This window comes from Nonomuraea sp. NPDC050536, from assembly GCF_044457685.1.
GTDB lineage: Bacteria > Actinomycetota > Actinomycetes > Streptosporangiales > Streptosporangiaceae > Nonomuraea.
In genome coordinates, this window is sequence record NZ_JBITHD010000002.1 from 426,851 (window position 1) to 453,333 (window position 26,483).

Annotated in this window: 23 protein-coding genes; 6 read left to right on the forward strand and 17 right to left on the reverse strand. The window is 68.6% G+C overall.

All coding sequences use genetic code 11. From position 1 onward, the window contains the following. Positions 1–11: 11 nt before the first annotated feature. Positions 12–1,421 carry an MFS transporter gene (locus ACIBHX_RS08970; protein WP_397065696.1) on the reverse strand — a complete coding sequence of 470 codons (1,410 nt, stop codon included), beginning with the start codon at positions 1,419–1,421 and terminating at the stop codon, positions 12–14. 87 nt (positions 1,422–1,508) lie between these two features. On the opposite strand from ACIBHX_RS08970, the gene ACIBHX_RS08975 reads away from it, so the two are divergent. Beyond that, positions 1,509–1,892: a MarR family winged helix-turn-helix transcriptional regulator gene (locus ACIBHX_RS08975; protein ID WP_397065697.1), complete on the forward strand. Its 384-nt coding sequence runs from the start codon at positions 1,509–1,511 to the stop codon at positions 1,890–1,892. Here the strand turns inward: ACIBHX_RS08975 and ACIBHX_RS08980 are convergent. From ACIBHX_RS08980 to ACIBHX_RS09005, 6 genes are all read right to left on the reverse strand, one after another. Further along, positions 1,889–3,166, reverse strand: a complete 1,278-nt coding sequence (locus ACIBHX_RS08980) for a thymidine phosphorylase (RefSeq protein WP_397065699.1) — start codon at positions 3,164–3,166, stop codon at positions 1,889–1,891. The genes ACIBHX_RS08975 and ACIBHX_RS08980 overlap by 4 nt on opposite strands. After that, a complete protein-coding gene (locus tag ACIBHX_RS08985) occupies positions 3,166–3,561 on the reverse strand; it encodes a cytidine deaminase (RefSeq protein WP_397065701.1) in 396 nt (131 codons plus the stop codon). Before ACIBHX_RS08985 ends, ACIBHX_RS08980 begins: the two co-directional genes overlap by 1 nt. A 5-nt stretch (positions 3,562–3,566) precedes the next feature. Continuing rightward, the gene (locus ACIBHX_RS08990; RefSeq protein ID WP_397065703.1) at positions 3,567–4,865 is read right to left on the reverse strand and encodes an ABC transporter permease; all 1,299 of its coding nucleotides are present in this window, start codon (positions 4,863–4,865) and stop codon (positions 3,567–3,569) included. Continuing rightward, entirely contained in the window at positions 4,865–6,004 is a 1,140-nt protein-coding gene (locus tag ACIBHX_RS08995) for an ABC transporter permease (RefSeq protein WP_397065705.1), read from the reverse strand. Before ACIBHX_RS08995 ends, ACIBHX_RS08990 begins: the two co-directional genes overlap by 1 nt. Continuing rightward, entirely contained in the window at positions 6,004–7,545 is a 1,542-nt protein-coding gene (locus ACIBHX_RS09000) for an ABC transporter ATP-binding protein (RefSeq protein ID WP_397065707.1), read from the reverse strand. The genes ACIBHX_RS08995 and ACIBHX_RS09000 overlap by 1 nt, the downstream gene beginning before the upstream one ends. A 102-nt stretch (positions 7,546–7,647) precedes the next feature. Further along, the gene (locus tag ACIBHX_RS09005; RefSeq protein WP_397065708.1) at positions 7,648–8,715 is read right to left on the reverse strand and encodes a BMP family protein; all 1,068 of its coding nucleotides are present in this window, start codon (positions 8,713–8,715) and stop codon (positions 7,648–7,650) included. A 240-nt stretch (positions 8,716–8,955) separates the two neighbouring features. Here ACIBHX_RS09005 and ACIBHX_RS09010 point away from each other — a divergent pair, with 240 nt between their 5' ends. Continuing rightward, positions 8,956–10,827: a Xaa-Pro dipeptidyl-peptidase gene (locus tag ACIBHX_RS09010; protein ID WP_397065710.1), complete on the forward strand. Its 1,872-nt coding sequence runs from the start codon at positions 8,956–8,958 to the stop codon at positions 10,825–10,827. Between the two features lie 404 nt (positions 10,828–11,231). Here the strand turns inward: ACIBHX_RS09010 and ACIBHX_RS09015 are convergent, their stop codons facing one another. The 3 genes from ACIBHX_RS09015 to ACIBHX_RS09025 form a co-directional block, all read right to left on the reverse strand. Further along, positions 11,232–11,588 (reverse strand): hypothetical protein, encoded by a 357-nt coding sequence (locus tag ACIBHX_RS09015; protein WP_397065712.1) that lies wholly within the window; start codon positions 11,586–11,588, stop codon positions 11,232–11,234. Between the two features lie 86 nt (positions 11,589–11,674). Further along, positions 11,675–12,991, reverse strand: a complete 1,317-nt coding sequence (locus ACIBHX_RS09020) for a helix-turn-helix domain-containing protein (protein ID WP_397065714.1) — start codon at positions 12,989–12,991, stop codon at positions 11,675–11,677. A 298-nt stretch (positions 12,992–13,289) separates the two neighbouring features. Next, a complete protein-coding gene (locus tag ACIBHX_RS09025) occupies positions 13,290–14,519 on the reverse strand; it encodes a M20 family metallopeptidase (RefSeq protein WP_397065716.1) in 1,230 nt (409 codons plus the stop codon). Positions 14,520–14,975: 456 nt separating this feature from the next. Here ACIBHX_RS09025 and ACIBHX_RS09030 point away from each other — a divergent pair, with 456 nt between their 5' ends. Continuing rightward, positions 14,976–16,385 (forward strand): peptide ligase PGM1-related protein, encoded by a 1,410-nt coding sequence (locus tag ACIBHX_RS09030; protein ID WP_397065718.1) that lies wholly within the window; start codon positions 14,976–14,978, stop codon positions 16,383–16,385. Here ACIBHX_RS09030 and ACIBHX_RS09035 read toward each other — a convergent pair. Then, complete coding sequence (locus tag ACIBHX_RS09035) at positions 16,342–16,548, reverse strand: SCO4848 family membrane protein (protein ID WP_397065719.1); 207 nt, start codon at positions 16,546–16,548, stop codon at positions 16,342–16,344. The two genes, ACIBHX_RS09030 and ACIBHX_RS09035, sit on opposite strands and share 44 nt — an antisense overlap. Before the next feature lie 90 nt (positions 16,549–16,638). On the opposite strand from ACIBHX_RS09035, the gene ACIBHX_RS09040 reads away from it, so the two are divergent. Beyond that, positions 16,639–17,727 (forward strand): D-alanyl-D-alanine carboxypeptidase family protein, encoded by a 1,089-nt coding sequence (locus ACIBHX_RS09040; RefSeq protein WP_397065720.1) that lies wholly within the window; start codon positions 16,639–16,641, stop codon positions 17,725–17,727. Here ACIBHX_RS09040 and ACIBHX_RS09045 read toward each other — a convergent pair. Both ACIBHX_RS09045 and ACIBHX_RS09050 read right to left on the reverse strand, forming a co-directional pair. After that, entirely contained in the window at positions 17,716–18,645 is a 930-nt protein-coding gene (locus tag ACIBHX_RS09045) for a YihY/virulence factor BrkB family protein (RefSeq protein WP_397066065.1), read from the reverse strand. The genes ACIBHX_RS09040 and ACIBHX_RS09045 overlap by 12 nt on opposite strands. 65 nt (positions 18,646–18,710) lie before the next feature. Next, complete coding sequence (locus tag ACIBHX_RS09050) at positions 18,711–19,949, reverse strand: amidohydrolase family protein (protein WP_397065721.1); 1,239 nt, start codon at positions 19,947–19,949, stop codon at positions 18,711–18,713. A 60-nt stretch (positions 19,950–20,009) separates the two neighbouring features. Between ACIBHX_RS09050 and ACIBHX_RS09055 the strand changes: the two genes are divergently transcribed. Beyond that, positions 20,010–20,519 (forward strand): MarR family winged helix-turn-helix transcriptional regulator, encoded by a 510-nt coding sequence (locus ACIBHX_RS09055; RefSeq protein ID WP_397065723.1) that lies wholly within the window; start codon positions 20,010–20,012, stop codon positions 20,517–20,519. Here the strand turns inward: ACIBHX_RS09055 and ACIBHX_RS09060 are convergent. Genes ACIBHX_RS09060 through ACIBHX_RS09070 form a run of 3 tightly spaced genes read right to left on the reverse strand, consistent with a single transcriptional unit; the run spans position 20,516 to position 23,861 of the window. Next, entirely contained in the window at positions 20,516–21,475 is a 960-nt protein-coding gene (locus ACIBHX_RS09060; RefSeq protein ID WP_397065725.1) for a hypothetical protein, read from the reverse strand. The genes ACIBHX_RS09055 and ACIBHX_RS09060 overlap by 4 nt on opposite strands. Before the next feature lie 53 nt (positions 21,476–21,528). Continuing rightward, on the reverse strand, positions 21,529–22,533 hold the full coding sequence (trpS, locus tag ACIBHX_RS09065; RefSeq protein WP_397065727.1) for a tryptophan--tRNA ligase: 1,005 nt from the start codon (positions 22,531–22,533) through the stop codon (positions 21,529–21,531). A gap of 14 nt (positions 22,534–22,547) precedes the next feature. Further along, the gene (locus ACIBHX_RS09070) at positions 22,548–23,861 is read right to left on the reverse strand and encodes a hemolysin family protein (RefSeq protein ID WP_397065728.1); all 1,314 of its coding nucleotides are present in this window, start codon (positions 23,859–23,861) and stop codon (positions 22,548–22,550) included. Positions 23,862–23,946: 85 nt separating this feature from the next. On the opposite strand from ACIBHX_RS09070, the gene galE reads away from it, so the two are divergent. After that, positions 23,947–24,894, forward strand: a complete 948-nt coding sequence (galE, locus tag ACIBHX_RS09075; RefSeq protein ID WP_397065730.1) for a UDP-glucose 4-epimerase GalE — start codon at positions 23,947–23,949, stop codon at positions 24,892–24,894. Positions 24,895–25,072: 178 nt separating this feature from the next. Here galE and ACIBHX_RS09080 read toward each other — a convergent pair whose 3' ends face one another. Next, positions 25,073–25,933, reverse strand: coding sequence for a hypothetical protein (locus ACIBHX_RS09080; RefSeq protein ID WP_397065731.1), 861 nt, complete (start codon positions 25,931–25,933; stop codon positions 25,073–25,075). Positions 25,934–26,483 lie beyond the last annotated feature (550 nt).

A 26,483-nucleotide genomic window follows, 5' to 3' on the forward strand; every position in this document is an offset into this window, starting at 1 on the left:
TCGCCGAGGGGTCAGACCGTCTCGTAGGCCTTGGCCTCCTCGACGGCTGGAGCCGTACGGGGAGAGCGCAGGCCCAGCGCCGAGATCAGCAGGCCGATCACCGCGAGCACCAGCGGGACGACGATCGCCGAGCGGAGCGAGTCGACCGTCATGCCGTGCGGGGAGTTCGAGGTGAGCACGGCGGTGACCACCGCCAGCACGATCGCGCCGCCCACCTGGCCGGAGGTGTTGAGCAGCCCGGAGGCCAGGCCCTGCTCGTCGTCGTCCACGCCGTTGGTGGCCTGGATGTTGAGCGAGGGGAACGACAGCGCGAAGGCGATGCCCATGAGGATCATGCCGGGCAGGACCAGGCCGCCGATGCTGGGGTGCTCGTCGATGCCCAGGAAGATCGCGTACCCGCCGGCCAGCGCGGCGGCGCCGATGACGATGAGCTTGCCGGTGCCGAAGCGGTCGGCGAAGTCGCCCATCTTGGTCGAGGTGATGGCGACCAGCAGGCCGGCCGGGAAGAACGCCAGCGCGGTGCCCAGCGCGGACCAGTGCAGCAGGTTCTGGAAGTACTGCATGGCCACGAACTGGAAGGCCACGTAGGAGCCCATCAGGATGAGCAGGCCCAGGTTGGCCCTGACCAGCGAGGCGGACTTGAGGATGCCGAGCCGGACCAGCGGGTGCTTCATCCGCTGCTCGGCGAAGACGAACAGGCCGAGCAGGGCGGCGACGCCGACCAGCGAGCCGATGGTGCGCAGCGAGCCCCAGCCGACCTCGGGCGCCTGGACGACGGTGTAGACCAGCAGCAGCATCGAGGCGGTGATCAGCACGGCGCCGAGGAGGTCGTGGCCGCCCTCGGCCCGCTCCTCCTGCTCGTTGCTCCGCAGCACCCTGAAGGCGGCCAGCAGCGCGATGATCGCGACGGGCACCGGCATGAGCAGCGTCCACCGCCAGCCGATCTCGGTCAGGATGCCCGACAGCACCAGCCCCAGGGAGTATCCGCTGGCGCCGCAGGCGGTGAAGATGCTGAGCGCCCTGTTGCGCTCCGGCCCTTCAGGAAATGTCGTAGTGATGATGGACAATGCCGCAGGCGCGGTGAACGCGGCGGCAACACCCTTGATGAACCGGGCCGCGATCAGCAACCCCCCGTCGTCGACGAGGCCGCCAAGCAGCGACGCCACGGCGAAAACACCCAGCGCGACCAGGAACACCCTGCGCCGCCCGAGCAAGTCGGCGGTCCTGCCTCCAAGGAGGAGCAAACCGCCATAGCCAAGCACGTAGCCGCTGACAACCCACTGAAGAGAAGAGGTGGTGAGCCCTAGATCCTTCTGGATGGAGGGAAGCGCCACACCGACCATCGAGACATCAAGCGCGTCAAGAAAGATCACTGCGCAGAGCACGGCAAGCGCGCCCCAACGGGATGAGGAAGAGGACATGGATCAGAACACTACATGCATCGGCATCTTATGCAACAGCATTTAATTCCGTTGCATGAGATTTAGCGAGGTGGTAACCTCCGCGTCATGGACGAGGAGTTCGTGGTCGGGACCTGGCACTACGTCCTGGCCAAGCATGCGAAGGCCATGTGCGCGCTCGAACGCGAGCTCGGCGAGAAGCACGATCTCGGGCCCAGCGAGTTCGAGGTGCTCGACCGCATCGTCCATCACGATGCCAACCTGCGCATCCAGGAGCTCTGCGACGAGGTGCACCTCAGCCAGAGCGCGTTGTCTCGCGTGGTGGCCCGCCTGGAGAAGGCCGGTCTCGTCACCCGCGGCGTGTGCGCCGTCGACCGGCGCGGAGTGTTCGTCTGCATCACGGAAGAGGGCCGGGCACGCTACGAACAGGCGCGCCCGACCCAGCTGGCCGTGCTGAAAGAGATCTTCGCCGAGGATCCCGCCCTCGTCTAACCCGCCGTGATCCGGTCGATCACCAGCGGGAGCTGCTCCTGCGACGCGGGACCCACCGCGTAGCCGCCCTCCAGCGCCTCCAGTGCGCGGGCGAAGCGCTCCGTCTCGTCCGCGTGCAGGGTCAGCAGCGGCTGTCCTGCCCGCACCACGTCGCCGGGCTTGGCGTGCAGGGTGACCCCCGCGCCGAACGACACCGGGTCCTCCTTGCGTGCCCGGCCCGCGCCCAGCCGCCAGGCGGCCAGGCCCACGGCGTAGGCGTCCAGGCGGGTGAGCACGCCCGACTCGGGCGCCTCCACGGTCATCGTCTCGGCCGCGCGCGGCAGCAGAGCGTCGGGGTCGCCGCCCTGAGCGCTGATCATCCGCCGCCAGGCGTCCATGGCCGAGCCGTCCTTCAGCGCGTCCTCGGGATCGCGGCCGGAGACCCCGGCCGCCTCGAGCATCTCGCGCGCCAGCCGTACGGTCAGCTCGACCACGTCGGACGGCCCGCCGCCCGCGAGGACCTCGACCGACTCCTCGACCTCGAGGGCGTTGCCCACCGCGCGCCCGAGCGGGCGGTCCATCGCGGTCAGCAGCGCTACTGTGCGCACGCCCGCGTCGGTGCCCAGCGCGACCATGGTCTCGGCGAGCTCGCGCGCCGTGTCGACGGTCTTCATGAACGCGCCGGAGCCGACCTTCACGTCGAGCACCAGCGATCCGGTGCCCTCGGCGATCTTCTTGGACATGATGGACGAGGCGATCAGCGGGATCGACTCGACCGTGCCCGTCACGTCGCGGAGCGCGTACAGCTTCTTGTCGGCCGGCGCGAGCCCCGATCCGGCCGCGCACACGACCGCTCCGGCACTACGCAGTACGGCCAGCATCTCCTCGTTCGACAGCGAGGCGCGCCAGCCGGGGATGGACTCCAGCTTGTCCAGCGTGCCACCGGTGTGCCCGAGCCCGCGCCCGGACAGCTGCGGCACGTAGGCGCCGCACGCGGCGACCAGGGGCGCCAGCGGCAGCGTGATCTTGTCGCCGACGCCGCCGGTGGAGTGCTTGTCCGCGGTCGGCCGGTCGAGCGCCGACCAGTCCATCCGCTCGCCGGAGCTGATCATCGCCTGGGTCCAGTCGGCGATCTCGCGCCTGTCCATGCCGTTCAGCAGGATCGCCATGGCCAGCGCCGACATCTGCTCGTCGGCGACCACGCCACGGGTGTAGGCGTCGATCACCCAGGCGATCTGGTCGGAGGACAGCTCGCCGCCGTCGCGCTTGGCGCGGATGACCTCGATGGCGTCCATCACGCGCCCCTGGTCAGGTCGTCGGGACCGAAGGCGTAGGGCAGGATCTCCGACATCGGCCTGGGCCCGTCCACGGTCTCGATCAGCAGTTCCTCGCCGCCGAACTCGTAGAGCAGCTGGCGGCAGCGCCCGCACGGCATGAGCAGCTCGCCGTGGCCGTCCACGCAGGTGAAGCCCACCAGCCGCCCGCCGCCCGAGGCGTGCAGGGCCGAGACCAGACCGCACTCGGCGCACAGGCCGAGCCCGTAGGAGGCGTTCTCCACGTTGCACCCGGTGACGATCCGGCCGTCGTCGACGACGGCCGCGGCGCCCACGGGGAACTTGGAGTAGGGGGCGTAGGCCTTGTGCATCGCCTCGACCGCCTCGGCGCGCAGCCCGTCCCAGTCGATGTCCATCACCATCAGTGTTGTTCTCCCCGTCGGTAGCGCACGCCGTCGGCCGCGGGGGGCCGCAGCCGCTGCGAGGCGACCGAGAGCACCAGCAGCGTGAGCACGTGCGGAGTAACGAAAACCAGCTCGTTGGGCAGCGCCTTGACCGTCAGCCACAGCCAGAACAGCGCGATGGAGCCGACCACGGCCACGCCGAGCATGGTGTATTCCTTGGCCCCCGGCCCTGCCAGCTCGGGCGCGAGCCGGCTGGCCAGGTGCGTGCGGACCCGGTTGACCACCCAGAGCAGCAGCAGGATGGAGCCGAACAGGAAGAACCCCGTGATGGCGGTGGAGCTGCGCAGTTGCAGGCTGTCGGCGTAGCCGAACAGGGACGCGCCCAGTGCCAGGCCGCCGGGCCGCCAGTTACCGAAGATCATCGCGGCGAGGCCGATGAAGCCGCGCCCGCCTGTCTGGTTCTCGACGTACTTGGTGCTGATGAAGACCAGGAACACGCCGCCGAGCCCGGCCATCGCGCCGGAGATGACGGTGGCGATGTACTTCATCCGGTAGACGGGCACGCCGAGCGACTCGGCCGCCCACGGGTTCTCACCCGCGGAGCGCAGCCGCAGGCCGAACGCGGTGCGCCAGAGCACGTAGAACGTCAGCGGCAGCAGTAGCACGGCCAGGATGACCAGCACGTTGACGTCGTGGGTGACGCCGCGCAGGATGCCCGCCACGTCAGAGATCAGGAGCCAGTGCGTGTTCTCCAGCTTGCCCAGCAGGTCGGGCCCGTCAGAGAGGACCGGCAGGCTGACCGTGGGCGCCTGCGAGGTGATGGCGGGCGAGCTGGTGATGCCGGCGCCCGCCTTGTTGGCCGGGGTCCCCTCGCGGTAGAGCACCTCGGACAGGAAGCGGGTGATGCCGGGTCCGAGCAGGTTGATCGCCACGCCGCTGATGATGTGGTCGACGCCGAAGCCGACCGTGGCGATGGCGTGCAGCAGGCCTCCGACGGCGCCGGCGATGAGCCCGGCGACGAGCGCGGCCGTCGCACCCCACTGGTAGCCGGCCCAGCCGGCGAACCAGGTGCCGAGCACCATCATGCCCTCGAGGCCGATGTTGACGATGCCGGCCCGCTCGGCCCACAGGCCGCCCAGACCGGCCAGGCCGATCGGCACGGCGAGCATGAGCGCCGCGGAGAACGTGCCGGAGGAGGTGATGTCGGTCTGCCCGGAGATCCACCGGACCAGCGACAGCAGGATGATCAGCCCGGCGGCGCCGACCAGCATGAGGTGGTACTTGCGGGTCTTGGTCGCGGTCGTCGTCGTGGCCATCACGCGCCCACCTTCACCGGAGTAGCCTGCGCCAGCTGCTTGGCCGCCCGCCGTTCCTCCTGGCGGAGCGCGATCCTGTCGGTCAGCTCGCTGGCGACGACGATCAGCAGCACGATCGCACCTTGAATGATCATGGTGACCGAGGGCGGCACGTTCGCGAACTGCAGCGGGCCCGTCGCCCGGTTCAGGAAGCCGAACAGCAGCGCGGCGATCGCGATGCCGACCGGCTTGTTCCGCCCGAGCAGCGCCACCGCGATGCCGTTGAAGCCGAGCTGCGGGGTGAAGTTGGAGCCGAAGGCGAACTTGTCGCCCAGGATCTCCGGCAGCCCCACCAGGCCGGCGATCGCGCCGGACAGCACCATCGCCGAGATGACCATCCGCCGCGGGTCGACACCCGAGGCCAGCGCCGCGGGCGCGTTCAGCCCGCTGGCCTTGACGTCGAACCCGAACCGGGTGCGTTCGAGCAGCAGCCACACGACCACCCCGAGCAGGACCGCCACCCAGAGGAAGCCCCACAGTCCTGTCCCGCGCGCCGGCGGCAGGCCGATCAGCGAGAACAGGTCGTTCAGGTTCGGGAAGTGCGCCGGCTCGGGCAGCATCGGGGTGTTCGTGGTCAGCGTGCCCGGCTGGCGCTCGCCCCTGAACGGCCCGCGCACCAGGTAGGCGGCAAGGCTGATCGCGATGTAGTTCAGCATGATGGTCGAGATGACCTCGTTCACCCCGCGGGTCACCTTGAGCACGGCGGGGATGAACGCGTACGCGCCGCCGACCACCATCGCGACCAGGATGATCACCGTGATCTGGAACGGCGCCGGCAGCACGAAGGTCGAGCCCACGTACGCCGCGCAGATGGCCGCGATCCGGTACTGGCCCTCGACCCCGATGTTGAAGAGGTTCATGCGGAAGCCGACGGCCACCGCCAGACCCGAGATGAACAGCGGCACGGCCTGGTTCAGCATCGACGCGATGCCGGTGGAGACGGCGCGCGGGGTGGCGCCGAAGTTGAAGAAGGCGGTCAGCGCGTCGATGGGGCTGGCGCCGGCCGCGATGATGGCCACGCTGCAGATCGCCACGGCCAGCACGATCGCCACGATCGCACCGGCCAGGGTCAGCAGCGCGCGGTTGAGCCCTGCGGGCATCACGTCTCCTCGGTGATGGCGCCGGTCATGTACCCGCCCAGCCGGTCGGGGGTGACGTCGGAAGGATCGAGCCTGGCCACCAGCCGGCCGCGCAGGATCACGTACAGGGTGTCGGACAGGCCGATCAGCTCGTCCAGGTCGGCTGAGATCAGCAGTACGGCGAGGCCGGCCGCCCTGGCGTTGCGCAGGTGGTCCCAGATGGCGGCCTGGGCGCCCACGTCCACGCCGCGCGTGGGGTGCGCGGCGATGAGGAACACCGGCTCGCCGCTCATCTCGCGCCCGACGATCAGCTTCTGCTGGTTGCCGCCGGACAGCGCCAGCGCGAGCGTCTCCACGCTGGGGGTGCGGACGTCGTACTCCTTGACGATGCGCTCGGTGTCGGCCCTGGACGCCTTCCTGTTGATCCAGATGCCCTTGCGCGCCGGCGGCCTGGTCTGGTGGCCGAGCACCCGGTTCTCCCAGAGGGAGGCGTGCAGGAGCAGGCCCTGCCGGTGCCGGTCCTCGGGGATGTAGCCGATGCCCGCCTCGCGGCGCTTGAGCGTGGCCCAGGAGGTGATGTCCTCCTCGCCCAGGTGGATCGCGCCGCCGTCGAGGGCGCGGATGCCCATGATCGATTCGATCAGCTCGGACTGCCCGTTGCCCTCGACGCCGGCGATGCCCACGACCTCGCCCGCGTGGACGGGGAACGTCACGTCGGACAGCAGCGGACGGCCGGGGCCGTTGAGCGTGAGGCCCTTCGCGTCGAGCACCACCCTGTCGGTGACGGTCGACTCGCGGGTCTCCGGAGTGGGCAGCTCGCTGCCCACCATCATCTCGGCCAGCTGGCGCGCGTCCGTCACGGCGCTGCGCGGCATGCTGGCGACGGTGGTGCCACGACGGATCACGGTGATCTCGTCGGCGATGCTGAGCACCTCGTCGAGCTTGTGGGAGATGAAGATGACGGTCAGGCCCTCGGCCTTGAGCTCGCGCAGGTTGTCGAAGAGCTCGTCGACCTCCTGGGGCACCAGCACGGCGGTCGGCTCGTCCAGGATGAGGATGCGGGCGCCGCGGTAGAGGACCTTGAGGATCTCCACGCGCTGCCTGTCGCCGACGCCCAGGGCCTCCACCAGACGGTCGGGGTCGACGCGCAGGCCGTGGGTCTCGCCCAGCTCCAGGATGCGCGCGCGGGCCGCGGCGGTGTCGAGGTTGGCGCCCTTCTTCGGCTCGGCGCCCAGGACGATGTTCTCCAGCACGGTGAGGTTGTCGGCCAGCATGAAGTGCTGGTGGACCATGCCGATGCCGACGTCGATGGCGTCGCTGGGGGTTCGGAAGGACACCACTTCGCCGTTGACCTTGATGGTTCCCTCGTCCGGCTTCTGCATGCCGTACAGGATCTTCATCAGGGTGGACTTGCCGGCGCCGTTCTCGCCGACGATGGCGTGCACACTGCCGGCCTCGACGGTGATGCGGATGTCGTGGTTGGCGACGACGCCGGGGAAGCGCTTGGTGATGCCCTCCAGGTCGACGGCGGGTTTCGCCGGGGCGAGGGTGTCGGAAGTCATTGTTCGCTCCCGCTCATGAATTCTCCTCGTGGGGGCGGATAGACCGAAGGCCCGGGTTTCCGTATTCGGACCCCGGGCCCTCAATCGTCGTTGTCACCCAGATTACGGCTTGGTCGGAACCTGAATCTCGCCGCTGATGATCTTCTGCTTGGCAGCGTCGATCTTGTCCTTGATGTCGTCGATCTCGCCGCCGGTGGTGGCCAGGCCCACGCCGTCGACCTTCAGGTCGTAGACGGTGTTGCTGCCGCCCTTGGCGCCGCCCTGGAAGGCCTTGATGTACTCGAAGACGCCGACGTCGACGCGCTTGAGCATCGAGGTCATGATGACCGGCTGCAGCGCCGCGTCCACGGTCTGCCGCTGGTCGGAGTCGACGCCGATGGCCTTCTTCTTGGCGGCCGCGGCGGCCTGGAAGACGCCCTGACCGGAGTCGCCCGCCGCGTGGTAGACGATGTCCGCGCCGTCCTGGTACATCTTGTCGGCCGCGACCTTGCCCTTGTCGGGGGACTTGAAGCCGCTGAAGTCGCCGTCAGGCGTCAGGTACTTCGTGTCGATCTTGACCTTCGGGTTGGTGGCCTTGACGCCCGCCAGGAAGCCCGCCTCGAACTTCTTGATCAGGTCGGTCTCGACGCCGCCCACGAAGCCCACGTGGTTGGACTTGGTCTTCAGCGCCGCCACGACGCCCGCCAGGTAGGAGCCCTGCTCCTCGGCGAACTGCAGGCCGGTCACGTTGGCCGCGTTCGAGGCCGAGTCGACGATGGCGAACTGGACCTCGGGGTACTCGGCCGCCACCTTCTTGACATCGTCGCCGTAGGCGAAGCCCACCGCGATGATCGGGTTGTAGCCCGCGTCCGCCAGTTGCTGCAGCAGCGCACCGCGGTCAGAACCGTCAGCCTTCGGGCTCAGGTCCTTGATGTCGGCGTTGAGCTCCGACTTTGCCTTCTCCAGACCGGCGTAGGCCGAATCGTTGAACGACTTGTCACCGCGACCGCCGACGTCGAACGCCAGGCCGACCTTCAACGCCCCCGACTTCGGCGCCTCACTGCTGGCGGCGCCCGAAGGCTGCGCGCTCGACGTGGTGCCGCCTCCGCTGCCACCGCACGCCGCGGCGGCCATGAGCATGGCGCCGGCGAACGCACCGACCGCCATCCTGCCGAATCGCTTGCTGAGCAAGGCGACTCCCTTCCATTTCCCCGCCGTCAAACTTCATCGCAGGCGCGAAGAAATGTACGGCAACCCTGCACGGAAGATAGTTGCTTGACCAGGGACAACCAAACCAGCACACAGTGTCGCAACCGCTCCGTTATCGACATCAGTCGCGTCTGTGACCTGGATCCGGAATCTTGCCAGGCGCTTCTCCTTGTCAGAAGTTTTCACTTGTAGGTGGAAATCTTTGCCATTGGGGAGTCATGCATGCTTGCTCGTAGATCTTTAGCCATCCCGCTGGCGGCCGCCCTCATCCTGGCGATGAGCACCGCGACCGCCCATGCGGACACTCCAGCGATCAAGATCGAGAACAACGCCACGCAGCCCGTCTTCTCCCGCGCCGACGCCATCAAGCAGACGGTCTACGTCGAGGTCGCGGGCGTCGACAGCGACAGCGACAGCAAGCCCGACCGGGTGGCCGTCGACATCCTGCGCCCCAAGGAGACCGACCAGGGGCTCAAGGTCCCCGTGATCATGGAGGCCAGCCCCTACTACGCCGGCGGCAACGACGTCGCCAACCACGTCGTCGACGTCGACGAGAACGGCAACCCGCTGCCTTCCCTGCTGTCCCTCAGCAGCAAGCTCGCCGCCGAGCCCTTCGACGGTTACTACGACAACTACTTCCTGCCCCGCGGCTACGCGATCGCGCTGGTGGAGAACCTGGGCAGCGGCCGCGCCACCGGCTGCCCCACCACCGGCGACCGCAACGAGACCCTCGGCCCCAAGGCCGCCATCGACTGGCTCAACGGGCGAGCTCGGGGCTTCTCGGCTGACGGCCAGCCCGTCGAGGCGACCTGGTCCACCGGCAACGTCGGCATGATCGGCGTCTCCTACAACGGCACGCTGCCCAACGCCGTGGCCACCACCGGCGTCGAGGGGCTGAAGACGATCGTGCCGATCGCCGCGATCTCCTCCTGGTACGACTACTACCGCGCCAACGGCGGTGTCGTCGCCGCCGGCGGCTTCCAGGGCGAGGACGCCGACGTGCTCGCCAAGTACGTCCTGACCAGGGCCGACGGCCAGAACGTGTGCAAACCGGTGATCGACTACCTGACGAACACGCAGGACAGGATCACCGGCGACTACAGCGCCTTCTGGGACGCCCGCAACTACCTCAACGACGTCTCGCGCGTGCGGGCCAGCGTCTTCCTCGTGCACGGGCTGAACGACTGGAACGTCAAGAGCAAGCAGTTCGCCCAGTGGTGGTACGCCCTGGCCAAGCGCCACGTGCCGCGCAAGATCTGGCTCCACCAGGGCACCCATATGAACCCCTTCAACCTGCGCACGGTCGAGTGGCTGCGCCAGCTGCACGGCTGGTTCGACTACTGGCTCTACGGCATCGACAGCGGCATCATGCGTGAGCCCCAGGCCGACGTCGAGATCGGGCCGGGCCAGTGGCAGCAGGCCGCCTCGTGGCCGCTCCCGGGCACGTCACCGGTCCGTTTCTGGCTCGGCTCCGGCGGCAGGCTCGGCCTCCAGCCCCGCGCGCTGTCGTCTTCCGAGTCGTTCACCGACCAGAAGGTCCGTACGGCGGAGCAGCTCGTCGAGACGGCACCGGCCACGGATCCGAACCGCCTGGCCTACCTGACCGATCCGCTCGAATCCGACGTCCGCATGTCGGGCACGCCGTACGTCTCGGTGCGCGCCTCGTTCCGCGGCGGCGCCTCGCCGTACCTGACGGCCCTGCTGGTGGACTACGGCACGGACGTCCGCACCAACGACACGCTCGTGCCCACGGGCGAGACCCTCTGCTACGGCCAGGGCATCCCCGGCGACACGGGCTGCACGGCGATCCGCCGGCTCGGCACCGCCGAGACGCCCTGGAAGATCGTCTCCCGGGGCTGGCTCGACGTCCGCAACCGGCACCGTCCTGACGTCACGCAGCCACTGCGCGCCGGCAAGCCGTACAGCTTCACCTGGGACTTCCAGCCCAAGGACTACCTGTTCAAGAAGGGCCACAAGATCGGCCTGGTGATCATCTCGACGGACGTGGACTACACCCTCCGCTACCCGCCGGGAACCCAGATCGAACTCTCCCCCGCCCACTCGTCGCTCTCTCTCCCGATCACCCCGTCCTAACCCAGCTGGTACGGCGGGCGGATCCCCACGGATCCGCCCGCCCTTTCGTCGGGGTTTGCCCACCTTTGAAGCTTGAGCGTCGCGCGCCTGGCCAGGTGGGGGTCCGCTCACCCTTGACGCATGCGCGTCGTGCCTGGTCAGGTGATTTCTGCCCGCGAAGGGGCGGGAAGACGGCCGACACGCATCCCAGGGGCGAGTCGGTCCACTTCCTGGACGGCACGATCCGCTTCCACATCGGCCAGGAACCCGTGGAAGGCGGCCCCGGCTCCTTCTCCCACCTCGCGCACCGTGCATCGGATCGCAGCAGCGACGCCAGCAGAACCGCATCGCGGCCCAGCCGCACCAACAATCGACGATCTCCCAGCGATCGCCGTACTTCGCCTCCAACGCCTCCAACGTCACGTTCATAGGGGGCGCCCCTCGATCGGTTGACGCGGAGAATGCGTGATCTTGAGAGCTCCGCATCGTTGTGCGACACAGCGCGCCACGGTTGCCGGGCTGTCCACCGCATAGATCAGGTACAGCCGTCGTCCGGTGGTCTGCGATATGCCTCCGGACCACCACCGGAAGACGAACCCGTCTGTCCAGACCACCAGTCCGGTCCACACGGATACCAGTGCCATGCCGTAACCCACGTGAACGTCGGCTTGAATGCCCAAGACATCAAGCTCTGCCTGCAGCCTCTCCGCCGACATAGAAGCGTTGCGGCGACTGCCCGAGCTGACCGCCTTCGGCGGGGAAGCAACCATGCCTGCAAGCATCACGGAGAGTCAACGATCACTCCAGATGCGTGATGTGGTACTTGGAGATCCCCGCTACGACATCTGCCACATGCGGTGGCAGTTGGTCAGGACTCGATGCCGAGGAAGGTGGCTATCTCGGCCTGATCCGCGCGGAGTGCCCGAGACCGGTCCTCAATTAGTTGGTCAACCACCCGCCGGGCGAACGACTGGTATCTGAGCCAGTGCGGTACCCGAGTCCTCAGGTCGCGAAGGATCGCCCATGATTCAGCCGTGTTGTGTTCGGAGGCATGAGCGCTGGCCACGTCGAGCATGTGGCGATGCCTGGTGCTGCTGGACAGCTTGCCGGAAAGGTGGATGGTGTCTTGTATCTCCAGGGCTCGCGCGGTGTTGCCCTGGACCACGGCATACTCCACCGCCTTGATCTGGATCAGCTCCGGCGAGAACCCGGCGAAGGTCGATGCGCCTCGCGCTGCCCAGAAGGGAGGCGCCTCAAGCTCCTGCCCTTGGATGCGGTGTGCCCCTGCCTCGGCCAGCGCCAGCATGTCCTCTGCTTGATCGCCCTGGTTGTTGCGCACCGCCGCAGCAGAAGCCCACAAGAGCAACCAACCCCACGTGGCGAACTCGGCCGGGTTCCCGGTGGAGAATCGAGGTTCGATCGTCTCGGCGGTCGTCAGTGCCGCGCGCCTGGAGTCCTCCAGGCGACCCTCACGCAGGAACAACCAGCACTCGTTGAAGACGTGCCATGCGCCGAGCAACGGATCGTCGGCCAGCTCCGCGTTGGCTATCCCTTCGGTGATCGCCTGGTAGGCGAGGTCGTACTGCTGAAGCTGGATGAGTGCCTGGGCTGAGAACTGGAACGTCTGGGACAACAGCGTCCTGGCGGCACGATCGCTATCGGGACTGCCCGCTTCAGCGACCAGCGTCATTGCTTCCAGCAGCAGCGTCGGGATCGTCTGAACCACGGCCCGGTAATCGTCTTCCCGATACAGGGCATTGGCCGCCAGGAACGACGTCCGTACGGATTCGTACGTGACCTCACCGTCGAAGTCCGGCATGTGGATCCCGGACAGACCTCGCACCGGCTTCAGCGTCCGCCGCAGAGCGAAGAGATCTGTGTGCACGCTCTCATCCAGAGGTGAAACAGGCTCCGGCGACGGCTGGAACAGATCGGAGGTCCGCACGTCCAGAGCTTGTGCCAACCTGCGGAGCGTTGAGACGCGGGCGCTCTTTCGGTCGTTCTGCTCGAGCTTGCGAATCGTGGACACGCTGACGCCCGACCGCTCTTCGAGATCCTCCTGCGTGAGACCCTTGCTCACGCGGATGCGCGCCAGGTTGTCACCGAGGGCTGGTTCGTGCGCCATGATCCAGAACACCTCATGGAGTTGGGGGTCTGCTTCGAGGGTAGCCGCTTGTTTGCTCATACCCGCAGGCGGACGGGTATGTTCATAGGCCCATCGCGGCGGTCTTGATCTCGTTGGATACCCGTCATGTTTGCGTGGTGTGCACGGTCTTCACTTCGGCGAGTGGGCGCCAGACTGCCAACCACACAATTGGGGCCTTCAGAACTCACCGACCGGCCAGGGTTGGGAACGTAGACCGCCTGCCACCCGGGCGGAGCGGGTGGGTGTCAGTCCGATTACCACCCAACCGGGCAACGGGTGGGGCCTCAAATAGAGCGTGTGAGCGTAGCGAACGCCTTTGTGCCGGGCGCTTGCCGTACTAGGTCAGGGCGTTGGTGATGTGGTCGAGGGTGGGGATGGGGCTGTCCCAGAGGGATGTCAGGGCGGTGGCGGCCATGAGGCGGACGCCCATGCCGATGGCCTGCTCGTCGACGTCGAACGTGCCCTGGTGGATGTCGTAGGTCGTGCCGCCGGGCGTCCGGGTGCCGAGGCGGGCGAAGGCGCCGGGGATGGACTCCAGGTACCAGGCGAAGTCCTCGCCGCCGAGCGACTGCTGGGTGGACACGACGCTGCCTGAGCCGAGGGCGCGTTCGGCGGCCTCGGCGAACATGTCGACGCTCGACTCGTCGTTGACCACCGGCGGTACGCCGCGCGTGTAGTCCATGGTGGCCTCGACACCGTAGGCGCCGGCGACCGACTCCAGCAGCGCCTTGATGAGGTCGGGGGCGGCGTGCCAGGCGTTCTCGTCCAGGCAGCGTACGGTGCCCTCGGCGAGGCCGTCGTCGGGGATGGCGTTGGCGGCCGTGCCGGCCTCGACCTTGCCCCAGACGAGGCTGAGCGAGGAGCGCGGGTCGACGCGGCGCGAGAGGGCGGCGGGAAGCTCAGTGAGGATCTTGGCCAGGGCGAAGACCAGGTCGGCCGTCAGGTGGGGGCGGGCCGTGTGGCCGCCGGGGCCCTTGACGCGGATCGCCAGCTTGTCGCAGGCGGAGGTGATCGGGCCGGTCTTGAGGCCGATCTGGCCGACGTCCACGCGCGGGTCGCAGTGCAGGCCGAAGATGCGGTCGACGCCGCTGATGCCGCCGTGGGCCATGACCTCCAGGGCGCCGCCGGGGAGCTCCTCGGCGGGCTGGAAGATCAGGCGGACGCGGCCGGGCAGCAGTCCGGCGGCGGCCTGCTGGGCGAGGAAGAGCGAGGTGCCGAGCAGGATCGTGGTGTGCACGTCGTGACCGCAGGCGTGGCAGGCGCCGTTGACGGTGGAACGGTAGGAGGCGTCCTTCTCGTCCTGGAGCGGGAGGGCGTCGATGTCGGCGCGCAGGGCGATGGTGGGGCCGTCGCCGCTGCCCACGTCGCAGATCAGGCCGGTGCCGCGCGGCAGTACCGAGGGCGCCAGGCCGGCGGCGGTGAGCCGGTCGGCGATCCGCTGGGTGGTCCTGTACTCGGCGAAGGCAAGCTCAGGGTGCCTGTGGAGGTCGCGGCGGAAGGCTACGAGGTCCTGCTCGTTCTCCGCCAGGAACGCGTCCAGTTCCCCCCGAAGCTCACGTCCCCGCATCGTTCACCGTCCCGTCATGCCGTACGAATCACCAGGATTGCACGGCCGTATATATCGTCACTTGTCCCGACAGCGGTTAGCTGTCCGGTCTGGGCAGCTACCCTGCGATTCGAATGCCGCACCCGAAGGTTCGGTGCCGGAGATCGTCAGCACGGGTGCAGCGCGGCAAGGTTGGCCGTGAGCCCGATGGCGATGACATCGACTTTATCGCTCTCGCAGGCGTTCTCGCGGACAACTACACCAAAAGTTAGCCCGCTGCATGCCCGAAACCGCTGGTCGTCACGTTGTGTACACGGCGACGTGGTCAGGAAATAGTCACAAGGGATCATTAGATCATCACCCGTCGTGGCTCTGTCCAAACGTGCTCGCCGATTTCGAATCGTGTCACCTTACCGGCTTGAGTATGACACTACGGCGCTGGCTGCGTTTGAGAAGAATGCGTGCTTCACTCGCAATATGATCACTAATATCCCGTTCGGGGAGAAGCATGCACAGTTGAGCATCTTCGAGCCGAGCGAGGGGACCCTGGTGGTCGTGCCCTCGCTCTCCCTGCCGCAGGACGAGCTGCGTCGCATCACGGGGGTGAGGTGCTACGAGGAGCGCCTGCTGTTCCTCCTCCTGACGTTACGCGAGCCGGGGGTCAAGGTGGTCTACCTGTCCTCCATGCCCGTCGATCCCGACATCGTCGACTACTACTTCGGCTTCCTGCCCGACCCGGATGGCGCCGCCAAGCGGCTGCATCTGATCAGCCTCGACGACCCGTGCTCCCAGCCGCTGACCAGAACCCTGCTCGATCGCCCCGACGCCCTGGGCAAAATCAGCGAGGCCATCGACGGCGACGACGCGTGGGTGGTCCCGTTCGTGCTGAGCGAGCTGGAGGAGGAGCTGGCCTCGTTACTGAACGTCCCGCTCTACGGTCCGGCCACCTCGCTGGCCTACTACGGCTCCAAGAGCGGCGCCAGGGAGATCGGGCAGGAGGCGGGCGTGCCGATGGCCCGCGGCTTCCGCGACGTCCACCTGCTGACCGAACTCGAGGAAGCGATCGAGGAGTTGCCGGGCGAGCAGGTGATCATCAAGCTGAACGACGGTTACTCCGGGCTCGGCAACGCGCTCGTGCGCAAGACCGACAGGGCGGGCACCAGCTTCTCCGCCGAGGGCGAGACCTGGGAGAGCTTCTCGGCCAAGATCATGGACAGGGGCGCGGTGGTCGAGGAGTTCATCGAGCACCGGCCGCTGTACTACCCCAGCGCGCTGGCCAGGATCACGCCGGGCGGCCACGCCGACGTGGTCGCCACCCATGACCAGGTGCTCGGCGGTGCCAACAACGACGTCTACCAGGGCTGCACGTTCCCCGCCGCGCCCGAGTACCGCGCCGAGGTCCAGGACTCCGCGACGCGGATCGCGAACCTGCTGGCCGACAGGGGTGTCGTGGGCCTGTTCGGGATGGACTTCTTCGCGCTCAAGGCCGACGCCGGGTACGCGGCGCTGTTGTGCGAGATCAACCTGCGCATCGGCGGGACCACGCACCCCTTCGGCGCGGCCCTGCTGACCACCGGCGGCACCTACGATCCCGGGCTCGGGCTGCTGGTGGCCAACGGGCAGCCGAAGTACTACACCGCCACGGACAACTGCGCCGCCTACTGTCTGAAGGGGCGCTCTCCCGGCGAGGTGGTGCGGATGGTGGAGTCGCTGGGACTCGGGTTCGACGCGGCCAGCCGTACCGGGAACGTGCTGCACCTGCTCGGGGCCATTCCCGAGTACGGCAAGCTCGGCTTCACCTCGATCGGCAACTCCCGCGAGGAGGCCGACGAGCTCCACAGGCTTACCCGGCGCGCCCTCTGCGGAGCAGAGCCCGCACCCCGATGAAACCGACGATGATCCCCAGGATCACGTTGACGACGATCAGGATGCCGTGGACCACGTAGAAGCTCGTCTTATGGCCCGGGGCCAGGTTAAACCCAAGGTTCACCCACTCGAAGATCATGAACACTCCGAGAATCGCGAGGAAAACGGCCAACTTTCTCGACATAGTCGCCTCTCATGCATCGAGGGTGGATCTTCGGGGGATGTGTCGCCACATGGGCAATGACACGAAGCTACGCTGAGACTCGCCATGTGGATGAAACTGGTGCCTGTCACGGCACTCTTCGCGACGGTCACCATGACCACCCCGGCACAGGCCGCCCAGGGCCCGATCGGCGGTGACATGCTGGGCCACCGCGGGCTGGTGCACCCGGCGGGCATCAAGGCGCCGCCCAAGACCAAGGCCACCTCGTACGTGATCGCCGACGCCGACACCGGTCAGGTGCTCGCGGCCAAGGACGCGCACGGGCGCTTCGCCCCCGCCAGCACGCTCAAGACGCTGACCGCCGAGACCCTCATCCCCAAGCTCGACCGCAACCTCAAGGTGAAGCCGAGCGCCAACGCCGTCAACCAGGAGGGCTCGGCCGTCGGCCTGACGACCAAGGCCGTCTACAAGGTCGACGACCTGTTCAAGGGCCTGTTGCTGTGCTCCGGCAACGATGCGGCGGTGGCGCTGGCCGAGACGAACGGCGGGATGCGCAAGACGCTGGCGGACATGAACGCCGAGGCCAAGCGGCTGCAGGCGAACGACACCCTGGCCAAGACGCCCAACGGACTGGACAAGCCCGGCCAGCTCAGCTCCGCTTACGACTTGACGCTCATTGCCCGCGCCGGTCTGAAAAATCCGGACTTCCGGCGGTATGTGAGCCTGAAGAGCGCCAAGTTCCCCGCCCCGAAGGGCAAGTCGTACGAGATCGGCAACCACAACAAGCTCCTGTGGCGCTACAAGGGCATGATCGGCGTCAAGAACGGCTGGACGTCCAAGGCCCTGGGCAGCTTCGTCGGCGCCGCCACCCGCGCCGGCCACACCATCATTGTAACGATCATGCGGTACGACGGCTCGTTCTGGAACGAGGTCTCGAGCCTGATGGACTGGGGCTTCGCGGCCCGCGGCAAGGTGCAGCCGGTCGGCCAGCTGGTGGACCCGCTTCCCGACCAGCCGGCGCTGGAGCAGACAGCGGCCTCGCCGTCGACGGCGGCCAAGGTGCCGTTGCTCGGCGCGGCGGCCGCCAAGCAGACCGACACCAGCAGGTCCGTGGGCGCGTTCGTGATCGGCGGCGGGCTGGTGTTCGGCCTGGCGTGGGTGGGTTTCGGCATCCGGCGCAGGCGCGCGTCACGACCATGAGCCGGGCAGGGGCGTCGGCGACGGCGGTGGCCCCATCCCCGCGGTGGCGGTCCACGCGGCCACGTAGAGCACGAGCCGCGCGGAGAAGTTGATCCACAGCAGCAGGCCCACCATCACGGCGAACGTGCCGTAGATGGGGTTCGTCAGGGTGTGCCCGAGTATCAACCCGGCCAGCAGCTTGAGCAGCCCGAACCCGACGGCCCCGAGCAGGGCGCCGCGGGCGATGACCCCGAAGGGCTGGGTGGGCCGCGCCACCCAGCCGAGCACGATCAGGAACAGCGTCCAGTCGGCCACCACGCCGGCCAGCACCCCGGTGCTCCAGACCGCGCCCCTGCTGAGCAGGTCGCCGCCGTCGAGGCCGAGGAAGCCCGTCAGCCAGGTGGTGGCCTGGTTGGCGAACCCGCTGACCACCACGGAGGCCAGCATCGTCAGCCCCATGAGGACGAGCGAGACCAGGTCACGCGCCTTGCCGAGGAAGAAGTTGAGCGGCTGCGAGAGTGACATCGACATCTCCCGCAGCGCCCCGCGCAACGCGTCGACCGCGCCCAGCCCGGCGTAGAGCAGACCGATCAGGCCGACGACGGAGATCGTGGTGGCGTACTGGCTGATCTGGTCGAGCTGCAGCTGGCCGGCGATGCCAGGCAGTTGCTCGTTCATCGCCTGGTCGAAGGCCTTCGTCAGCCCCGGGCTGGCCGCCGCCACCTTCACGAACAGCCCGTACGCCAGGGCGACCAGCGGGAAGAACGACAGGAACGCGAAGTAGGTGATCGCTCCCGCGAGCCGGTCACCGTACCGCCCCTGATAGCGGCGGAACGTGCGGATGAGGTGGTCGATCCAGGCGCGGCGGACGCGCCAGTGGTCGACGAGCCGGCGGCCGCGTTCCTTGGCCGCCTCGACCCGTTGCATCAGCCATGCCATCACCGTCGTCCGCGCCTCCTTCGAGACCCCACCTGCCCCGGCGAACGACGATCAAGTCTGCATGCTCAGCCCTCGGGAGTACCGAGAACGCGCCGAGCCGCCTCGTCGAGGTCGGAGAGCACCTTGGGGAGATCATGGCCTACGAGCCGCCCGTCGCGCTTGACCACCTTTCCGCCGACCAGCACGGTGTCGACGGCGCTGGTGTCGGCGTTGAGCACGACGGCGCCGATCGGGTTGTGCGCCGCGGCCATGCCGAGCGTGTCGGTGCGCAGCAGCACCAGGTCGGCCTGCTTGCCCGGCCGCAGCGACCCGGTGACGTCGCCGAGCCCGACGACCTGGGCGCCTTCCAGCGTGGCCATCCGCAGCGTGTCGGCCACGGTGATCCTCCCCCGCTCCAGCGTGAACGCCGCCCGCATCAGGCTGAACATGTCGCCGGGCGCGGACACCACCGTGTCGGCGCTGAAGGAGACGGGGACGCCCGCCGCCCGCGCCCGCCCGGTGATCGGGTAGCCGATGCCCAGCGTCATCTCGTCGACCGGCGAGACCGAGATGCTGCCGCCCGACTCGGCGATCACCTTGAGCGCCTCGTCGGTGTAGTCGTTGGCGTGGATGTAGGTGATGCGCTGCCCGAGCAGGCCGTTGTCGCGAAGCCAGTTCAGCCCGCGCTCGGCGCTCTGCACGCCGTGCCCGCCCATGTGCGTGGTGACGGACAGGTCCAGCTCGGCGGCCAGCCGCCATTCGCGTAGCGCCTGCTCCTGGCTGACGATCTCGGGCCCGAGCGCCGCCATCGCCATGGGCACGCCGAGCTCGCGCACGCGGCGCGTCTCCGCCTCGAAGCCCTCGGGCGACCCGCCGTAGCAGTAGCCGAAGATCGCCCGGATCCCCGAGGCTCGCAGCGCGTCCACGGTGGCGTCGGAGTGGTCGGGTGTGAGCTGGATGTGCGACCAATCCAGCAAGGTGGTGATGCCGGCGTCCAGCGCCTCCAGCGCGCCGGCCAGGTTCCCCGCCCGCACGTCCTCGGGCGTGAAGCGGGGCGCCAGCTCCCCGAGGACAGTCTGCAGGTATCCCTGGAAGTCCGTGTCCGGGGCGACCGCCCGGATCGCCGCCTGCCAGGTGTGCCGGTGGCTGTCGACGAACCCGGGCAGCACGATGCGGCCGGTCGCGTCGATCACCTCGTCGCCGCTGAGGCCCTTGCCCACAGCCGCGATCTTTCCGTCCTCGATGAGCACGTCGGTGCCACGCAGCACGACCGGGTTCGGCTCGGTGTCGATCACGGTGCCGTTTCTGATCACTGTTGTCGTCATGTCTGAAAGCTTAGGGAAAAGCTTTTTAGAAAGCAAGATGGTGACAGGTATCCTCGATCCGTGGAACGTAGGGACGAGGTCGACGCGCTGGTGCCGCGCTGGGAGAGGTCGGGGCTGTCCGCCTCGCTGATCGCCGGCCTCGAGCTGAGCAAGCGGATGTCGCGCATCAACGGCCTGTTCGAGCAGGCGCTCAAGTCCGAGCTGGCCGAGCTGGGTCTCACCTATGCCGAGTTCGACGTGCTGGCCGCGCTGAACCGGATCGGCCCGCCGTACCGGATGAAGCCGAGCGAGCTGTCACGGGCGCTGTTCCTCACCTCGGGCGGGATCAGCAACGTGCTGCAACGGCTGACCGCGGCCGGCTACGTCGAGCGCGCGGACAACGACGGCGACGGGCGCAGCCGCTGGGTGCAGCTCACCGAGGAGGGCCTGCGCGTCTCCGACACCGCGATGAACGTCTCGGGCCAGGTGCACGAGGAGGTGCTCGCCGGAGTCCCGGAAGAGGCCGTACGGCAGGCCGCCGACGCCCTGCGCGAGGTGCTGCTCGTGGTCGGCAGGCGCCGGGTCCGCTAGGCCTCGGGCAGCGGCAGGCCCAGGTTCTTCAGCCCGCCGGCCATCATGCGGACGGGGTCGTCGGACAGGATGGCCCACGGCATGCTGTCGACACGGCGGCCGATGCGTGCCAGGTGACGCTTGCGCCTGTCGAAGTCGCGCATCTTGTTGCCCTGCAGGTAGGCGCCGGCGAAGAGATTGTGCGCCTTGAGCGCGTACGGGTGCGGAGTCTGCCTGCTCTCCCACTTGGCGTCCGCCTCGCGGATCTCGGCCAGCACCTCGTGGGAGAAGTAGGTGAGCTCCAGCTTCGCCCCGGCCATGAACTTGTTGTCCTCGTAGAGCCGGTCGCGCTCGCGCCGGTAGCGGATGAAGTGTGCCAGCGGCAGTATCGCCACGATCGGACTGCCGGCCGGGGCCCGCTCGACCGTGTCACGGGCGAAGGCGAACATCTCCTCCTCGGATCCCGACCAGCGGTCGCCGACGATGCCCAGCCTGTCCCAGTGTGCGGCGAACAGGCGCGGCGAGCGCGCCACTGCCTCCTGCCAGAGCCGGTCCACGTCCTCCCTGCGCGCCTGCGTCAGCGCCGCGACACGCTGCAGCACCGCCCACGGCGCCGCGTCGCCCGGGGCGAGGCGGGCGGCGCTCAGCAGCGAGTCGTGCGCCTGCTCGAGCAGTGCGAAGAAACGCTGGAATTCCTCGTCGCTGAGATGCCCGTCGAAGGCGCTCCACGCCTCGTCGGCGATGACGCAGCCGTGCCACACCCACAGGTCGGGATCGTCGTCGGCGTCTCTCAGCAGGTCGGCCAGGCGCTCGCTCTGCCCGTTCGCCGCCCTGCCCAGCGCGTCAAGCCGCAGCGTCCTGCGGTCGGAGTCGCCGCGCGTCTCGGCCAGCAGCGTCTTGCCCGCGGCCAGGTGTCCCTCGGCGACGGCCTCGACACCCGCATCGAGTGCGGGATCGGACCAGGTGCGGTCAAGCACGAACCGTGCCGCGCGATCGTCCGCCTTCCGCCTGAAGAGCCCCACGATATGCCCTACAGCGACGGCAGGAAGCCCACCCTGTCGCGGACCTCGGCCATGGTGTGGGCGGCGACGCTGCGGGCGCGCTCGGCGCCGATGGCCAGCAGACGGTCCAGCTCCGACTCGTTGGCCAGCAACTTCTCGGTGCGCTCACGGATCGGGGTGAAGGCCTCCACCACGGCCTCGGCCACGTCCTTCTTGAACGTGCCGTAGCCCTGGCCCTCGTAGCGGGCGACCAGGTCGGGGATCGGCGTCTTGGTGAGCGCCGACTGGATGCGCAGCAGGTTGGAGATGCCCGGCTTGTTCTCCTCGTCGAAGAGCACGTCGGAGCCGGTGTCAGTGACCGCGCGCATGACCTTCTTGCGCAGCGGGCCGGGCTGCTCCAGCACGTCCAGGATGCCGGCGGGGCTGGAGGAGGACTTCGACATCTTCGAGGTCGGGTCCTGGAGGTCGGTGATCTTCTCGACCTCCTTGAGGATGTACGGGTCGGGCAGCGTGAACGTGTCGCCGAAGCGGTGGTTGAACCGCTGGGCCAGGTCGCGGGTGAGCTCCAGGTGCTGCTTCTGGTCGGCGCCGACCGGGACCGCGTTGGCCTGGTAGAGCAGGATGTCGGCGGCCTGCAGGATCGGGTACGTGAACAGGCCGACGCTGGCCGCGCTCTCGCCGAACTTGGCCGACTTGTCCTTGAACTGCGTCATGCGGGCGGCCTCGCCCATACCCGTCAGGCAGATCAGCACCCAGGCCAGCTCGGTGTGCTCGCGCACGTGCGACTGGACGAAGACGGTGGAGCGCTCGGGGTCGAGCCCGGCGGCGAACAGCTGCGCGGCGGCCACCCGGGTGCGGCGGCGCAGGTCGGCGGGCTCGGTCGGCACGGTGATCGCGTGAAGGTCGACGACGCAATAGAACGCGTCGTGCGTCTCCTGCAGCGTGACCCACTGGCGGACCGCACCCAGGTAATTACCCAGGTGGAAGGAGTCTGCCGTGGGCTGGATGCCGGAGAGTACGCGAGGTCTGGCCATAGCAGGCAATTGTGTCAGGAATCCTGGTCGGGCGGCGACTCGACCGCCGGACGGCGTTTCACCCGCACGCGGGCGATCCGACGGCCGTCCAGCTCGGTAACGATCATCTCGAATCCCGGAATTTCCACCTTCTCCCCCACAGACGGGACATGTCCCAGCATGGCCATGACGAACCCGCCGAGCGTCTCGTAAGGGCCGTCAGGCAGGCGGATCCCCGTCGAGGCCGCGACGTCGTTGAGGTTGGTGAGCCCGTCGACCTCGCTCTCGCCCGCGGGCAGGACGACCTGCTGCTCCTCGATGTCGTACTCGTCCCTGATGTCGCCGATCAGCTCCTCGACCAGGTCCTCGAGCGTGACGATGCCCGCCGTACCCCCGTACTCGTCGACCACGATGGCCAGGTGATGGTTCTCGTCACGCATCTCCGACAGCGTGGTGAGCACCCGCTTGGAAACCGGCACGAGCTTGATCGGCCGGATCGGCACCAGCTGGCTGATCGGCTCGATCCGCCCGGTCAGCACCGGGTCGAGCAGGTCGCGCACGTGGACGAAGCCGAGGATCTCGTCGTAGGACTCGCGGTAGACCGGGAAGCGGGAGTGCGGCAGCGCCGCGGCCAGCACCGCGGCCTCGGCCAGCGGCGTGTCGGCCTCCATGAACTCCACCTCGGTCCGCGGCAGCATCACCTCGCGCAGCTGCCGCTTGCCGGCGGCGAACACCTCGGCGATCAGGTTCCGCTCGTCGGTGGTCAGGTCGGCGTGGCCGACGACCATGTCGCGCAGTTCCTCGGTGGTCACCTTCTCCCTGTCGGCCTGCGGGTTGCCGCCGAGCAACCGGACCACGCCGTCGGTCGACTTCGACAGCACCCAGATGATCGGGCGCGACAGTGACGCGACCCTGTCCAGGATGGGCGCCACGACCAGCGACAGCCGTTCGGCCCGCTGCCGGGCGAACCGCTTGGGCGCCAGCTCGCCGAGCACCAGCGAGAAGTAGGAGATCGCGATGGTCACCAGGATCAGCGCGAGCGAGGGCGCGATGGCCGGGGACACCCCCCAGCCCTCCAGCGCGGGCACCAACTGCACGCCGATCCGGTCGGCGCCGAAGGCGGCCGACAGCACGGTGGCGACGGTGACCCCGATCTGCACTGCGGACAGGAAGCGGTTGGGGTCGCGGGCCAGCTTGGCCACTCGCTGGCCGCGCTTGCCCTTCCCCGAGAGCTTGCGAATCTGGCTCTCCCGCAGGGAGATCATCGCCATCTCCGCGGCCGCGAAGAACCCGCCCACGACAATGAAGAGCAGGACCAGGGCGACGTTGGCCACGACGGTGTCAAACATGGTGTTGGCAGCGTACTCGGCGGGATTCCCCCGTATGCTGAACAGCAAGCCCTACAAAATCACACATGTTTGAACAGGAGTAAACATGAGACTGCTGGTCACCGGAGGCGCCGGGTATGTCGGCAGCGTCGTCGCGGCGCAGCTGGTCGAGGCCGGACACGAGGTGACCGTGCTCGACGACCTGTCCACGGGACACGAGGACGCCGTTCCCGCCGGGGCTCGCTTCGTCCGGGGCAGCATCACCGACCCCGGCGACGCGCTCGCAGGAGTGGAGGCGGTGCTGCACTTCGCCGCCAGGTCGCTGGTCGGCGAGTCGGTCGAGAAGCCTGGCCTCTACTGGCAGCACAACCTCGGCGGGGCCCTCGCACTCCTGGACGCGATGCGACGGCAAAATGTCGGGAAAATCGTCTTTTCATCCACTGCAGCCGTGTACGGCGAGCCGGAGCGGACCCCGATCGAGGAATCCGACCCCACCCGGCCCACCAACCCCTACGGGGCCTCCAAGCTGGCCGTCGACACCGTTTTGAGCACCTACGCGGGGCTGCACGGGCTCGGCGCGGTCAGCCTGCGGTACTTCAACGTCGCCGGGGCCTACGGCGCCTTCCGCGAACGGCACGCCGTCGAGACCCACCTCATCCCGAACGTCCTGAAGGTGGCCACCGGCGAGCGCGAGTCGGTGTCCGTGTTCGGCACCGACTACCCGACGCCCGACGGCACCTGCGTGCGCGACTACATCCACGTCGCGGACCTGGCCCGTGCGCACCTGCTCGCGCTCGACGCGATCACCCCGGGCGAGCACAAGATCTACAACCTGGGCAGCGGCACCGGCTTCTCGGTCCGCGAGGTGATCGAGGTCTGCCGCGAGGTCACCGGCCACGAGATCCCCGCCGTGGTCGGCCCGCGCAGGCCCGGCGACCCGGCCGTGCTGGTCGCCTCGTCCGCGAAAATCCAGCGTGAGCTGGGGTGGAAGGCCGAGCGCGGGTCGATGCGGGAGATCGTCGGGGATGCCTGGGGAGCGCTTTCCGGGAAATGAGGTATGGCGACGCCGAATATGTGCTGTGATACCGAAATGTGAGGAGCTTTTCACCAAGGGTCACGAAGGTGCTCTTCGGCGTCCTCATCTTGCTCGGCTGCCTCGCTGCCGCATCCGGCGTGCTCTTCGCCACCTCCCAGCCCGCCCCGGCCGCCCGGGCCACCCCCTGCCCCCGGCACTAGCCCGCCCCTCCAGCGGTCAGGCGGGTGCCGGCCTGGTTGTCGGTGGGGTGCCGGGTCAGGCGGGTGCCGGCCTGGTTGTCGGTGGGGTGGCGATCGCCGTACCTGGCCGAGAAGACCGTGGCCTGCACGGTACGGCCGGGCGCGCGCAGGCCCAGACGCAGCTGTACCCGCTCCCCCGCGGCCATCGGGGCGAGGGCGCACGAGACGGACCCGGCCCCGCCGGTGCACCGGCCGCCCGCCGATGACACCAGCCGGGCACGGCCCGTGCGCAGGTACACGCGGGCGTCGCGGACCAGCCGCGGCCCGCGGTTACGCACGAAGGCCGACACCGAGGCGACCCCCGCCCGCACCCGGCCCCGCAGCCGCAGCCCCAGGTCGGCGCCCTCGTCCACCGCCGTGTTCACGGTGGTCAGGTTGTCGGCCTCGTTGGCGTCGTCCACCTCGGAACGTATGCGCGCCACCGTCCGCAGCGGCCCCGTGGCGCTCGGCCTGACGATCCCGCTGACGGTGAGCTGCCCGGACGCGCCCGCGGGCACGTCGACGGGCGACGGGCAGACGATCTCGTTCACGCTGGTTCCCGTCCTGCAGGTGCCCACGTCCAGCCCCACGATCTCGACCCCGGCGGGGATCGCCAAGGTCATCGTGGGCAGCACCGCGTCACCGGGCCCGGCGTTGTGCACCTGCACGCGGTAGACGATCGGATGGCCCGGCTGCGCCACCCCCGGTTCCACGGCCACCCGCACGGACAGATCCGCGTCACCCGAGGCGGGCTCGGACCTTCCGTCGGCCGTGCCAGGAATTCCCGCCAGCACGACTCCCAGCACACCGGCGACCACCCACGCCGGAACCCCCACCATCGCCCCCACCGACCCCCGTCGCTCCCCGCCCCCCATTCAACCCCGCCCCGCCGAGCCCCCAACCCACGACACGCCGCCCAAGATCACCCCCACCAAGCCCATCCCCAACAAGCCCCCTCACGGCGAACCAGCCACGGCGAGACCCCAGGCGCCGGGTCGGCGAGACGGTGCACGGCGAAATCCGGCGCCCCGGGAACGGCCAACAACCCACAACCCCAGCGCCCGCTAACAGCCCGAACCGTGACAGCGCCCCGCATCACAGCGAGCCCCCAGGCGCCGGGTCGGCGAGAAGGTGTACGGCGGAATCCGGCGCCCCGGAACGGCGAGCAACCCACAACCCCGGCGCCCGGACAAGAGCCGGAGCCGTAGCGGCGCCCAGCCACGCGTCACCGGAGGAGCGTCTCCCTGGACAGAGCCCAGCCGAAGTGCGGTGACAGGCGGTGGGGGCGGCCTCGCCGTACAAGAAGAACTCGCCGTACAAGCAGAAGCGACCGCGCAAGAAGAGGCGGCCGTACAAGAAGACGCGGCCGCACAAGAAGACGCGGCCGCG

Excerpts from the sequence above, each read along its gene's own strand:
- ACIBHX_RS08970 (WP_397065696.1), bottom strand. The coding sequence starts at position 1,421 with ATGTCCTCTTCCTCATCCCGTTGGGGCGCGCTTGCCGTGCTCTGCGCA.
- ACIBHX_RS08975 (WP_397065697.1), top strand. The coding sequence starts at position 1,509 with ATGGACGAGGAGTTCGTGGTCGGGACCTGGCACTACGTCCTGGCCAAG.
- ACIBHX_RS08980 (WP_397065699.1), bottom strand. The coding sequence starts at position 3,166 with ATGGACGCCATCGAGGTCATCCGCGCCAAGCGCGACGGCGGCGAGCTG.
- ACIBHX_RS08985 (WP_397065701.1), bottom strand. The coding sequence starts at position 3,561 with ATGGACATCGACTGGGACGGGCTGCGCGCCGAGGCGGTCGAGGCGATG.
- ACIBHX_RS08990 (WP_397065703.1), bottom strand. The coding sequence starts at position 4,865 with ATGGCCACGACGACGACCGCGACCAAGACCCGCAAGTACCACCTCATG.
- ACIBHX_RS08995 (WP_397065705.1), bottom strand. The coding sequence starts at position 6,004 with ATGCCCGCAGGGCTCAACCGCGCGCTGCTGACCCTGGCCGGTGCGATC.
- ACIBHX_RS09000 (WP_397065707.1), bottom strand. The coding sequence starts at position 7,545 with ATGACTTCCGACACCCTCGCCCCGGCGAAACCCGCCGTCGACCTGGAG.
- ACIBHX_RS09010 (WP_397065710.1), top strand. The coding sequence starts at position 8,956 with ATGCTTGCTCGTAGATCTTTAGCCATCCCGCTGGCGGCCGCCCTCATC.
- ACIBHX_RS09015 (WP_397065712.1), bottom strand. The coding sequence starts at position 11,588 with ATGCTTGCAGGCATGGTTGCTTCCCCGCCGAAGGCGGTCAGCTCGGGC.
- ACIBHX_RS09020 (WP_397065714.1), bottom strand. The coding sequence starts at position 12,991 with ATGAGCAAACAAGCGGCTACCCTCGAAGCAGACCCCCAACTCCATGAG.
- ACIBHX_RS09025 (WP_397065716.1), bottom strand. The coding sequence starts at position 14,519 with ATGCGGGGACGTGAGCTTCGGGGGGAACTGGACGCGTTCCTGGCGGAG.
- ACIBHX_RS09030 (WP_397065718.1), top strand. The coding sequence starts at position 14,976 with ATGATCACTAATATCCCGTTCGGGGAGAAGCATGCACAGTTGAGCATC.
- ACIBHX_RS09035 (WP_397065719.1), bottom strand. The coding sequence starts at position 16,548 with ATGTCGAGAAAGTTGGCCGTTTTCCTCGCGATTCTCGGAGTGTTCATG.
- ACIBHX_RS09040 (WP_397065720.1), top strand. The coding sequence starts at position 16,639 with ATGAAACTGGTGCCTGTCACGGCACTCTTCGCGACGGTCACCATGACC.
- ACIBHX_RS09045 (WP_397066065.1), bottom strand. The coding sequence starts at position 18,645 with ATGGCATGGCTGATGCAACGGGTCGAGGCGGCCAAGGAACGCGGCCGC.
- ACIBHX_RS09050 (WP_397065721.1), bottom strand. The coding sequence starts at position 19,949 with ATGACGACAACAGTGATCAGAAACGGCACCGTGATCGACACCGAGCCG.
- trpS (WP_397065727.1), bottom strand. The coding sequence starts at position 22,533 with ATGGCCAGACCTCGCGTACTCTCCGGCATCCAGCCCACGGCAGACTCC.
- ACIBHX_RS09070 (WP_397065728.1), bottom strand. The coding sequence starts at position 23,861 with ATGTTTGACACCGTCGTGGCCAACGTCGCCCTGGTCCTGCTCTTCATT.
- galE (WP_397065730.1), top strand. The coding sequence starts at position 23,947 with ATGAGACTGCTGGTCACCGGAGGCGCCGGGTATGTCGGCAGCGTCGTC.
- ACIBHX_RS09080 (WP_397065731.1), bottom strand. The coding sequence starts at position 25,933 with ATGGTGGGGGTTCCGGCGTGGGTGGTCGCCGGTGTGCTGGGAGTCGTG.